The sequence below is a fragment of the Streptomyces sp. NPDC054863 genome, assembly GCF_053610825.1.
On sequence record NZ_JBSGZD010000019.1, the window covers coordinates 48,731 to 60,468 of the forward strand.

Sequence of the window (11,738 nt, forward strand, 5' to 3'; positions counted from 1 at the left end):
CGTGAGGTTACGGGGTGGGGCTCAGCCGCTTCCAGGGCTTGCCGCCGTTGGCTTCGGCGGTGCCGGGTGCGACGGGGGCGTACCACTGCGCGTACCAGTAATAGCCCTGGTACTTCACGAATGCGGCCGTCGATGCGGTCCGGTCGCCGGTGAGGAGGCGGGTGCCCGTGGCGGTGGCACCGTGGGCGACTTCGATGTCGTTGCCCGCACCGGCCGAGCGGAGCTTGAACAGCCCGTTGTGCCGGGGACTGCCCGGGGCTCCCTCACTGCCGCTGTCGGCGATCGGGACGAGCTTCCACTTCTGTTGGGCGCGCCCGTCACAGGTGTTCGATGCGATGTCCTCGCGTGAGCCGGTCGCGGTCATGCAGCGGTTGCCGCTGCTGACGCTGTAGAGCCCGTCTCCTGCGGACTGGAACTTCCAGTACTGGTTGGGGTTGGAGTCGTCGGCGCCGACCAGGTGGACGCGGGACTCGTCCGGGTTGTTGTCGATCATCATGGGTTTGCCCGCCGGGCTGTCGCCGTACTCGAACATCCAGCCCTTGTCGCCCTTGTCGTACATACGCCACAGCCGTCCGCCGTCGGGCCGGTACACCTGCCCCTGCTTCCAGTCGGCGGCCTGGCACGCGGCCCCCGTGGCAGGTGCCGGTGGAGCGACGACCGAGACGTCGCGGCGCTGGTCGCCGGTGGATCCGTACTCCTTGTCCCCGATCTTGAAGGTGATGTTGGACGGTCCGGTGAGGGGCAGGTAGTACTTCAGGTCGATGTCACGGGACTTGCCCGGGGCCAGGTCCTCGCAGTAGCCGAGGGTGAGGGTGAGCCGGTGGAAGTCACCCTTCAGGCCGCCCGCGTTCGGGCCGGTGTGGCCGGGGACGAGTTCCTTGATCTCCTTGTAGTCGTTGTCTTTGACGACGGGCGGGGCCGAGGTCGGGATGTCCAGTGAGATCTCGGTTCCCCGGGCGAGGGTGACAGGGGTGTTGTTGGTGATCCGCAGCTTCGGCTGCACCGGGTAGAAGTCGTTCTCCCCGGTGGGGAATTCGACCAGCTCGGCCTTCACGTCAATGACCTGCTGCGGCTGCGGCCGGCCACCTGCTTGGGTGCTGCCGGTCGCCCCCGCGTTCTTGAGGGCGTTGTCCAGGCGGGTGGTCAGGTCGTAGCCCATGCCCCATTCGCCGCCCGGGCGCTGGGTGTAGTCACCGGCGAGTTCCCAGATCATCGCGCCGCCGATGCCCTTGTCCGCGATGTACTTCGCCTTCGTGTCGATCGACTTCTCGTTCTCCGTGGAGAGGAACACCTTCTTGGCGCTGTTCCACAGCCACGGCGCTTGCAGCGAGTCCGCGTACTTCTCCGCGTAACTGCCGGTCAGTTTCCCGGTCTGTGATGTCGGGTCGACGCCGTAGGACTTGAGGTATCCGGGGGTGATTCCCGCCTGGAGGTTCTTGGTGTGCCACAGCGGGTTCGACCCGGCCGCGACCTCCTTGCCGTCCTCCTTGTCATGCCAGATGTTGTCGATGCCGACCGCACCCAAGCCGCAGAACTGTGCGTTGGCCGGACCGCGTCCTCCGGTGCCCTGGGGGCACTGGGACTGATCCGGCATGGCCGCGGTGCCCCACAGTCCGTCGGTGCCGCCCTGGACGTCGCGCCAGCCCCGTGAGTAGTACGGAATCCCGAGGTTGATTCGGCCGGGCGGGAGCGCGCCCCGGTAGTAGTGGTAGGCCCAGTCGGTGTTGAAGTAGCCGTGCTTCTGGAAGTCCTTCGTGTTCGCTGCCTGGTCGTTGTAGATCCCGGCGTCGGCCAGCTCGTTGTCCCGCCCGTCGTCGTACAGCGGGGCCTGCGGGCCGACGTACTTGTTCCATGAGCCGTGCAGGTCATAGCTCATGACGTTGACGAAGTCCTGGTACTGCAGCGCCTGGCCTGCGTCCTGGCCGCGCACCAGATACCCGGAGGAGGATCCGGCGGAGGTCAGCTGGTAGTAGCGGCCCTTGTCCGTGCCCGCCTTGTCGAGCTTCTCGCGCAGGGTCTTCATCAGCGCGTTGTAGCCCTTTTGCAGGCCCTTGCGGCGCGGGTTGGAAACCTCCCAGTCCTTGGGGTTGCCGGTGTGGGGCAGGGCGGTGGGGTACTCGAAGTCGATGTCGACGCCGTTGAACCCGTACCGGTCCAGGAAGTCCGTCACCGAATCGGCGAAGGTGTCGATCCCCGCCTGGTTCACCGAGCCGTCGGCGTGGGTGGACATCGTGTAGAGGTTCCGGGTGTCTGCCCAGCCGCCGACCGAGATCAGCGTCTTCACCGCAGGGTGCTTCTTCTTGTACGTGTTCAGCAGGTTGAAGTGCCCCTTGTACGGCAGCGAGCCGTCCATCGCGTTCTTCTCACCCGGCCAGGTCATCCCGGTCGCGGGATTCTTCGGATCGCCCGGGTCCCCGATATCGATCCGGTCGTTCTCCACCTTGGCGAACGCGTAGTTGATGTGCGTCACCTTCGACCAGGGGATGTTCGACACCAGATACTTCGGATCGCCGTTGGTGCCCGCACGCCAGCCGGTGAAGTACCCGATCACGCGCCGGGTCCGGTTGTTGCCGACCCATTCGCGGCCCGAACCGTCGTAGACGTCGCAGTAGCGCGCCGCCACGCCCGTGGTGGGTGTCATGCCCTCGGGACGGCAGTCGCCGGACGCAGCGGGCTTGGTACCCCGGTCGTCCACCGCGTCGTCGAACGGATCACCGGCGTCGCCGTCCTTCCCGCCGTCGTCGGGCGCCGCGTCGGGCAGCTTCCACCGCTGGGCGTCCGAGCCGTTGCAGTCGTAGATCTGCACTTGCCGGCCGTTCTCCGCGACGCCGGACGGGACATCCAGGCACCTGTCCGATCCCGGGTTGCGCAGTTCCTCGTTGCCACCGGGGCGCCACTTCTGGGCGTTTGAGCCGTTGCACTCCCACAACTGCGTCAGCGTCCCGTTCGCCGTACCGGACGACGCGACGTCCAGGCACTTGCCCAGCGCCCGCACCGTCCCGTCCCCGGGCAGCGTCCACCGCTGGGCGTCCGAGCCGTTGCAGTCGTAGATCTGCACCGGTGTGCCGTTCTCCGACGACCCGGACCGTACGTCCAGGCACTTGCCGCCGATCCCCGTGATCTCGCCACTGCGCTCCTTCGGCTTCTCCGGAGCGACACCGAGGGCCTTCCAGCGCTGCCCCGGGTCGTCGGACGCGCAACCCTTGACGGTCAGCGTCGTGTCCGCGCCCGCTGCCGTCAGACACAGACCGCCGTTGCGCAGGCGCGTCCAGCCGTCGCCCGCGTCCTCGGCCTGCCACAGCTGGGCCTTGTCCCCGTCGTTGTCCTTGGCGAGGCGCGCCTCGTGCTTCTCGGTGTCATGCGCCAGTACGGGTGCACCGTCCAGGGCGCTGACGATCTGCCACCCCTCCGGCGTGGACCGCGCCCGCCACTTCTGCGCGGGACCGTCCTGGGGCGCGAGCGCCTTCACACGGGTGCCCGGCTCCGGGCTGGCGTTGTCGACGTCGGCGACGAGGTCGTCCTTGGCGGAGCGGAGGGGGCCGGTGCGGTCGGTGGGCTGGGGGCGGGGGGTGATCTTCACATCCGCGTTCTCGATGTTCCACAAGTGGAGCATGTTGCCACCGCTCCCGCACGGCCTCAGCACGCCCCATTTGGCGTCGATGAAGCCCTCAACGGCCAGGCACCACTTGCCATCATCTGTGGTGATGTAATGCCCACCGATCTGCGTGAACCACCTGATCTTCCAGACGCGGGGTGTGTCGTTGACTGACGCCCATTGCCACGACTTGCCGCCGTCCCCCTGCAGGTACTGTCCCGTCCGGTTCCTGATCGTGGTCTCCAGCGTCTTGCCAACCTGTACGTCACCGGTGACGTACCACCGCCCTGTGTCGCTGTCGTCGCCCGCCTCCAGGGACACCCACTTGGAATCAGGCTTGTCGCGTTTCAGTACGCCCGCGGGCATGACGGGGGTATCCCCGAAACCCTGGAACCGGGAGATGCGGACAGAGCGCTCAAGGCCCACGCCGTCACTGTCCCTGCCCGGAGTGCCCGTGCACGTCGACGTACGCGCGTGCCCAGGCACGCGTGCCCGGGCGTGGGCCGTCAGACACGCGCCGAGCGCCTTCTGCCCGTACGCGTTGGGGTGGATGGCCTCCTGCTTGTCCCCCTGGGACCCCCACAGCCAACCCTTGGTGGTGTCGTACTGGTACGGAATCCACCGGACCCATTCGGCATCCGCCTCCGGCAGCGGGTTGGCACGCGAGTTGGCGCTCGTGGCCTGCTTGGTGCCCTGGCGGCACAACTCGTGCCCGTTGAACGCGTTCTCCACGTTCAGCAGGGACGCCCCGGCGTCGTCCGACGCGCCGCGCAGCATGGAAGTGATGCCCGGCATCAGTTCGTTGCGGGCCCAGTCCACGTCGGTGTTGCGGAAGGGGCACCCGATCGAGTAGCGGGTGGGGAGGGCGTTCCGCATCTGCGCGCTGCTGGGCAGCGGATTCGGATACGTGCTCAGCACCAGGTCGTACGCGTCGCGCGCGTACCCGGCGTCCGCCATCACGGAGCGGATCTTCTCCAGGGCCTTGACGACGTCGCCCCGCGTTCTGTCCAGCTTCCCCTTCAGCTCCGCATTCGCGGAGCTTGTGTTGCAGGTGCCACCGGTCGGCCATCCCCAGAAGCGCCAGACGCAATCGGTGATGATGCCGGAGAAGCCCAGGTCGTTGCCACCGATGGACACCACGACCATCTTGACGTCGTAATCCTTGGCCAGCCGCGCGAGCTGCTCGGCCTGCGGGGCCTCACCCTGGTACTTCTGCGAGATGATGTGCTCCGTCTTGGCCCCCGAGCAGGCGATGTTGAACCGGCGCTCTCTTGGGATGCCGTCGATCGCGGCGCTCTCGATGGGCGCGACGTCCGACCGGTCGCAGCGGTTGCCGCCCTCGTACGACGTATCGCCGTAGACGCAGTCCTTGCCGCTCTCGCAGTCGGCCTTGCGGTCGGTGCCCCAGACATCGCCGCTGGGGGTGGTGTTGGCGTTGCCCGCCCACCGGCCGCCCTCACCGGAGATGTAGCTGTCGCCCATGGAGACGGCGGCCGTCTTCTTCTTGCAGGCAGGGGCGCGTGCGGTGGAGCGGGCCACGGTATTTCCGTCGGCACAGGCTGGCAGGGTCTCGAACGACACCGCGTGGTGGTCGGAGAAGACGTTCTGCAGGCGTATGCCGTTGTAGTCGCCCGGGGGCGCGGCGCTGGTGATCGCGTAGTCCAGGTTCTTTGCTTTGGGAGGGTCGGGGACGGGAGGGCCGGGGGCGTCAGGGTCGGGGAGAGGGGCCTCGGACGTGTTCCCGTCGGAGTCCAGGACGTGTGCCCCGCCGAGGTCGGCGGGCGTCCAATCCTCCTTCGGCTTGTTGAAGTCACCGAGCACCGCCCAGCTGTTGGTGCCCGCGTTCTCCCTGGCTGCGGCGATGCGGTTGACGGTGTCGCCCGGGTCGCCGTTGGTGTGGCCGTTGTTCGCCCCGTGCACGGTGTAGAACCACGTGCCGTCGCCCAGCTTGATGCCGAGCATGGGCTTGGGGTTGCCTGACACCAAGACCCCGTTGTCGTCCATGGCACGGCCGATGACGCGCACGTTGTCGTGGAGGGTGGCGTCGTCGAACGGCACGCCACTGCGGACGACGAAACCGAGGTTCCTGGTGGCGTTGCCGTTGTCGATGGCGAGGAAGAAGAGGTCGTAGCCCTTTGCCACGGCGAACGGTGAGATGCACTTGAACACCGTCCATGCCACCGGGGCCTCGGTGTCGTCAATCCGCTCGCTCACGATCTTCTTCTCGACAAAGTTCGAGCCGCACGGCGCCCTGCTGCCCATCTCCTGAAGGGCCACGATGTCCGGATTCTCGGCGAGCAGGATGTGGGTTTCCAGGTTTCCCCCGTTGAAGCGCCAGTGCTCGTCCCAGCGGTCTCCGTTCTGCATGTTGAACGTGACTGCCTTATAGGTATGCATAGCGGCGACGGCGGGTGGCCCCTGGGAGAGCACGAGGACCTGCAGCAGCGTCGTGAGCAGGGCCAGCGCCACGGCTCCCGCCAGGCCCAGCCGGGCTGGGGCCCGGCGTGGGCGATATAGATGTCTCATGGCAGCGGAATGTAATCGGGCCTGATCAACGCCCGATCAACGGCTGCTGACACAGCGCGGTGAAGAGGGTGCCGAGCGGGGCGAGGGTCTCGTCGTCCACCCGGGTGCAGCTCTTCGCGCAGCACCTGCGGCGGGGCGGTGGAGGTCGCCTCTTCCAGTCGGCACATCACGTCCTTGCGTGGCCTGAAGCGGCCACCGGCCGAGTAGCACGGTCCTGCCCGCGCCCTTGGGCGACGCCACCGCCCGCCGCAGCGGCCGTCAGGAGACCCTGATCGACCTCCAGGCGCCAGTATTCGGGATGGCGGGCAAGACTCCGGGCGGCCGCCGGGCAGGGGGGGCCCGGAGCCTTGCCGACGTCGCCTCAGCCCACGAAGTCCTGCGCCCACCAGTGGGTGCCGTTCGAGTCGACCGTGACGCCGACGCCGGTGAACTTGATGTTGTCGTCGAGGATGTTCCTCTCGTGCAGCGGTTCCTTGATCCATGCGTCGACCACCGAGGGGGCGTCCTTCCAGAAGCCCCGTGCACCGGCCGCGTTCTCGCTGACCATGTTGATCGGGCGGGAGAACCCGTACTTCTTGAGCGAGTCGCGTATGTTGGCGAAGGCCCAGTGGCCCTGCTGTCCGCGACGGGCCTGCTCGTCGGCTTCGTCCTGCGCGGTACGTGCGACGGCGGCGTCGTACTGGAGCGGCGCCTTTCCGTGCTGCACGCGGTAGTTGTTCACCAGGTCGAACACCTGCTGTTGCAGTCCGGCAGGCGGCTTCTGCCCCTGGTCGGAACCCCACTTCCAGACCTGGGACGCGGTGAAGTTGCAGGAGAAGAGCTGCACCGGGGTGCCGTCGCCCGGGTTCCCGCCGGTGACGTCCAGGCACTTGTTCGACTGCGGGTTGATGAGGACGTCACCCTGGTAGCGGACCCACTTCTGGGCACCCGAGCCGTTGCAGTCCCACAGCTGTACGGGGGTACGGTCGGTTGTGCCGCTGGACGCGACGTCCAGACACTTGCCGAACGCGGTCATCGTGGCACCGACCTCACCGGGCTGTTCGGTGTAGGTCCATCTCTGTGACTCGGTGCCGTTGCAGGTGTAGATCTGCACGGGGGTGCCGTTGCCGGTGCCGCCCGCGCGGACGTCGAGGCACTTGCCCCCGAGCCCGACGACCTGTCCCTGCAGCTGAGCCGCCTGCGCCGGTGCCGGCACAACGGCGATGCCTATCGCGGCAACGGCCAGCGTGCCCCACGCGTGCGGCTTCCTCAGCGATTTCTTCATGATGAACCGTCCTCTTCCTCGTCACGGGACCCCGGCGTCGTCATCCGGGTAGGTGCCTCAGGAAGGCTAGGAACAGCTGATCGACAGTTGATCAACTCCCGATAAACGAGACTCGTGTTGCTCGTGCTCCCTGGGCGAAGGGGAGGGGATCATCCGCCGGACATGTGTTGCGACGATCTCTGCTCCGGCTGCGCCAGCGCCGCATGCTCAGCCGCATGGCACGCGTCGTCGAGGAATCCACACCCCGCATGCCGCGTCAGGACACAAGTCACGCAGATGGTTCTGGCCGGAAGCCGCACCAGTAAGGGATTCTCCGAGGACAACCGCCGCCCGCGCTCATCCCCCACCGGCTTGCCTGTCCGCGACGGTCTCGGTGGCGGCGGCAGGACTCACCTCGGACACTGGAAGCAGCCGGGTTCGGCCAGCAGCCAGGCGCTTCTCCTCCCGGCGCCCCTTGACCGGGTTCCTCTGCCCGGCGGAGCGAACGCTCCCCCCCCGTACGCGGGCGTACGGAAGCCCTCCCCGGGGCGCCTTCGTTCTGTGTGGCCCCGAGGGGCCACACGCTGTGAAAGGCCCGTCCGAGCATGCTCACGCCCAACTCCCATGTCTTGCGCACCCTGCTGGCCCGCCACGCCTCCGCCCGGATGGCGTTCGAGGAACTTCCCAGCCAAGCCACCCGCCTGGCGCTGGCAGACGTCACCTACACGCTGTGCGTCACGACCTCGACCACCGACATCGAGCAGGCACTGGCCGCAGCCGACTTCCTGCTGGACCACGGGGGCCCACCGCATGATCAGTAAGGTCCCGAAGCGCTCACCGGCCGATCGCAGGTCGCGGATGGGCATGGCTTTGTCACGGGGAGCCCCGGGGGCGGCGGTGGGGGTTTCCCTGGTCGGGGTCGTCATCAATCGTCTGCCACGTCTCGCCGCGCTGGCTTCCTCCGCTCTCCGCCTCCGGCACGGCGCCCGGGGCGGGCGCCTCCGACTGCTTCCTTCGTCCCGCGCGTCGGCTGCGGAATGCGAAGGCTCCCAGGAGGAAGAGGACCACCACCGCACCGACCACGATGAGGAGCAACGGGGCGCCGCCTTCAGCGGCCAGGACTACAGAAGTGTTCATGTTTCTCTGCCTACCCCGCCGTCCTGGGCCTTGTACTGCAGATGCGTGGAAGCCCCGGGGCAGGGATCATAGATATCCCGTAGGAAAGATCCACGCCAACAGCTGGAAGGTCGGTACTACCATGATCGTCCTCGGCGTCATCCTCCTCCTCATCGGCCTGCTGGCCCACGTATCACTCCTGACCACCATCGGCGGGATCCTCGTCGTGGTCGGAGCCATCCTCTGGATCCTCGGCGCAACCGGGCGTGCCGTCGGCGGCCGCAAGCACTACTTCTGAACCCCGTCACAGACGCCCCGCGTGCGGCATCCGGTCCGTCACGGACAGATGCCCTACGTTCCGTCCGGTGACGGGGGAGAGACATCAACGGGGATCTGCAGGGCGCCGCAGGCGTTCTGGGAATCCCCCATCAATCAGGTCGCCTCAACGACCGCCCCCGTAGGCGGCGACGAGTCAACCAGAGGCTGAGGTTGATCCAGAGGAGTGGACACCTTTCACATTCCCGGGCGCTGCTTGCGATTTCCCCGTCACTGTCCTGGAGCCCTTCGGTGTCGACCGACCCGCTGCCGTCCACCGCCCAGCCGACTACGGACAGGAGCGCGGCATCCCCTCACGGGAGAAGGGGTTGCTTGCTCCGAACTCGCGAGCCCGGCCTGGGCGAGCCCAGACGACGTGCCGGGGCCCGTCCTGGGCAGGCGGGACGGGCGGGGTGGTGTGGGAAGCGGAACTCGTCCAAGCTGCCACGACGGCGGCGAGGAACTCGGCACCGGGGGGCGCCGATGACAGGGACGCTCTGGACCATGTCGGTGAGTTCGTGCTTGCGAAACCGGCCCTCGATGAGCATGTCCACCTCGCGGATCTGCTTGTTGAGGGCCATCAACTCCTCGGCCAGGCTGTGAACCAGCCTGCTCGGGCTCGTCGTTGGCAACCCGCCGCGACAGCAGCGTCTTACCGTCCGCGTCCAGGACGAGGCCGTGGCGGCGGCCCTTGCCACTGTCGATCCCCGCCCATATCCGGCTCATCGCGCTCCTGACGTGCATCGACGCTTCCAGCCGCACGCCCGGTTTCCGTCCGCAGTCGCGAGCGGCGAGGGCGCCAGCTTGGAGGGCGCCCCGCGCGGGGCGGGCTCGGAGTGCCGCACGCCGACGAGCTGGCCTTGCTGGGCGCGTTGACGCGATGTCGGCCATCCACCGGAGAGACCACGCCAACTCGTGTTTCCCCTGCGGGTGTTGGGTCTACTGTGTCGCACGCTTGCGCGCCTGCTGACCACGGGGGGAACTATGGCCTACCAGGATTTCGACACATCCAGTCTGCCGCCGGAGTACCGGTTCGAGTGTTTGTGCCAGGTGATAGCAAAAGGCGTCGCGCCCGCCCGGATCACCGGCGACTGCGCAGCGAACTTCGCCGGCCGGGCGGGAATCGCGGCCCTGGGACCGGTGCGGTTGACCACCATGGCCTTCCCCGCGCCGCGATCGGACCGTTGCGCCAAACTCGTACGCAGCCAGGATCCGGAGACCTTCGAGCTGACCCTGATACTCGACGGGGCCCCGAAGGTGGCCCAGGGCGAGCGAACCGCCCACCTCGACCGCGAAAGCCTCACCAGGGAGGCCTCGTCCCGGCCCGACCGCGGTGAGGCCCCCGGCGGCCAGGGCATCGGCGATGCGCGTGCGCTCATCCTGCACCTGCCCCAGGAACTGATCCCGCTACCGCGTGACAAGGTCCGCGAGCTCTTCGCCCGCGGGCGGCTGCCGCTGGACAGTTCCGGCATGAGCAGGGTCCTGGCGAGCTACCTGCAATCCCTGGCGGAGGAGGCGTCGGCCCTGGACGAGGCCGCGGGCGCCCGGCTCGGCGCCACCGGTCTCGACCTGGCCAGTGGATTCTTCGCCGAGCAGATAGGCATCCAGGAGCGGCTGCCGCCGGAGACGCGACGGCAGGTCCTCCTGGCCGCCATCGACACGTTCATCGAGGACAACCTCGCTGAACCGCGCCTCACCCCGGAGACTGTCGCCGCTCGCCATCACATCTCGGTGAGGCACCTGCACCAGCTCTTCCGCCACCGGCCGGAGACCGTCGCGGCCCGGATACGGCGCCGGCGGCTGGAGCGGTGCCACCAAGACCTCGCGTCGCCGCACCTGAGCGCCGTGCCGGTGTACGCCATCGCCGCGCGCTGGGGCCTGGCGAGCGCCGACAGGTTCAGCCGGTCCTTCCGGGCCATGTACGGAATGGCTCCCGGACAGCACAGGAGTCTCGCGCTGAGCACCCACGGTCCGGGCACAGAGTTCGGTTCCCGTCCCCGCGAACCGCTCGGGACACCTCAGCCCTCGTCATGACCTGTGTCAGGCCCTGGTGCGCGCGGCGGCGGGCGCCGTGCCGCACCGCGTGCACATGAGGACAAGAAACACAGCGCTGTACGCCAACGACAGGACCCCCACCGATGCCCGAACGTGGTGCGTGGCACGACGCAGTACATCAGAGGGGGATGGAATGACTCCGCATCATGGCGTTTTCCGACAAGACGCACGATGGCCGCGCTGAACAGGATGGCACCGCAGCGATCATTCGGAGGAGCAGGAGGTAGCCGCAGCGCTGCTGCCCCGGAACAGCTCCTGATGAGCGGACCAGGTCAGAAATCGGAAACGGGTCCTGCCTCGACTTGCCTTTGACGCTCTCATCGATCATTGCGTCGTGAGTAATTCCATCCAAAGAATTTGGGCGAGGAGGTGAATAATACCTCGCGCTCAATCTCCTTCTGTTTCAGGCTTGGATTTCATAGTCCGAGTGTCCGCATAAGCGCATCTCACTCAGATCGAGGAGTTATGAGAAACCGCACGAAACGATCTCTCGTCGTTTTTGCCGCCGCGTCCACTGCCCTCCTGGGGTTTTCGGGGCAGGCTTTCGCTGGGTCCGTCACCTGGCAGAACGTTGCGACTGGGTACTGTGTCGGAACGCAGTCCGGGCCGCTTCAGTCCCCGAAGCTCGCGCTTGGGCCGTGCAACGTCATCCAGAACAAGTACTGGATGGACGAGCAGCAGTCCACCGGCGGGTGGAAGCAGCGCGCGGCCGGACAATGCCTTGACGGGAACTACGGTGCCGCCTATCTGCACAAATGCAACGACGGTTACTACCAGCACTGGTATGAGGATTCCACGCCTACTGGCTGGCGACTCAAGAGCGTAGCCACGGGTTACGTTCTGGACGCTGACAAGAACGTCTACACGAACCCCGACTGGGGCAACAAC

7 protein-coding genes are annotated in these 11,738 nt (G+C 67.3%); 4 read left to right on the forward strand and 3 right to left on the reverse strand.

Going from position 1 to position 11,738, the window contains the following annotated elements:
- Window positions 1-7: 7 nt before the first annotated feature.
- Window positions 8-6,121, reverse strand: a complete 6,114-nt coding sequence (locus ACWGIG_RS06575) for a glycosyl hydrolase family 18 protein (RefSeq protein WP_453320407.1) — start codon at window positions 6,119-6,121, stop codon at window positions 8-10.
- Window positions 6,122-6,482: 361 nt separating this feature from the next.
- A complete protein-coding gene (locus tag ACWGIG_RS06580) occupies window positions 6,483-7,385 on the reverse strand; it encodes an RICIN domain-containing protein (RefSeq protein ID WP_453320408.1) in 903 nt (300 codons plus the stop codon).
- Between the two features lie 584 nt (window positions 7,386-7,969).
- Between ACWGIG_RS06580 and ACWGIG_RS06585 the strand changes: the two genes are divergently transcribed.
- Window positions 7,970-8,185, forward strand: coding sequence for a DUF5133 domain-containing protein (locus ACWGIG_RS06585; RefSeq protein WP_453320409.1), 216 nt, complete (start codon window positions 7,970-7,972; stop codon window positions 8,183-8,185).
- 52 nt (window positions 8,186-8,237) lie between these two features.
- Here the strand turns inward: ACWGIG_RS06585 and ACWGIG_RS06590 are convergent, their stop codons facing one another.
- On the reverse strand, window positions 8,238-8,501 hold the full coding sequence (locus tag ACWGIG_RS06590) for a DUF6479 family protein (RefSeq protein ID WP_453320410.1): 264 nt from the start codon (window positions 8,499-8,501) through the stop codon (window positions 8,238-8,240).
- A gap of 121 nt (window positions 8,502-8,622) precedes the next feature.
- Here ACWGIG_RS06590 and ACWGIG_RS06595 point away from each other — a divergent pair, with 121 nt between their 5' ends.
- From ACWGIG_RS06595 to ACWGIG_RS06605, 3 genes are all read left to right on the forward strand, one after another.
- On the forward strand, window positions 8,623-8,778 hold the full coding sequence (locus tag ACWGIG_RS06595) for a DUF6131 family protein (RefSeq protein WP_453320411.1): 156 nt from the start codon (window positions 8,623-8,625) through the stop codon (window positions 8,776-8,778).
- Between the two features lie 1,001 nt (window positions 8,779-9,779).
- The gene (locus ACWGIG_RS06600; protein ID WP_453320412.1) at window positions 9,780-10,829 is read left to right on the forward strand and encodes an AraC-like ligand-binding domain-containing protein; all 1,050 of its coding nucleotides are present in this window, start codon (window positions 9,780-9,782) and stop codon (window positions 10,827-10,829) included.
- A gap of 687 nt (window positions 10,830-11,516) precedes the next feature.
- Window positions 11,517-11,738: hypothetical protein (locus tag ACWGIG_RS06605; RefSeq protein ID WP_453320413.1), on the forward strand; the 222-nt coding region annotated here is incomplete at its 3' end.

Excerpts from the sequence above, each read along its gene's own strand:
- ACWGIG_RS06580 (WP_453320408.1), bottom strand. The coding sequence starts at position 7,385 with ATGAAGAAATCGCTGAGGAAGCCGCACGCGTGGGGCACGCTGGCCGTT.
- ACWGIG_RS06600 (WP_453320412.1), top strand. The coding sequence starts at position 9,780 with ATGGCCTACCAGGATTTCGACACATCCAGTCTGCCGCCGGAGTACCGG.
- ACWGIG_RS06585 (WP_453320409.1), top strand. The coding sequence starts at position 7,970 with ATGCTCACGCCCAACTCCCATGTCTTGCGCACCCTGCTGGCCCGCCAC.
- ACWGIG_RS06590 (WP_453320410.1), bottom strand. The coding sequence starts at position 8,501 with ATGAACACTTCTGTAGTCCTGGCCGCTGAAGGCGGCGCCCCGTTGCTC.
- ACWGIG_RS06575 (WP_453320407.1), bottom strand. The coding sequence starts at position 6,121 with ATGAGACATCTATATCGCCCACGCCGGGCCCCAGCCCGGCTGGGCCTG.
- ACWGIG_RS06595 (WP_453320411.1), top strand. The coding sequence starts at position 8,623 with ATGATCGTCCTCGGCGTCATCCTCCTCCTCATCGGCCTGCTGGCCCAC.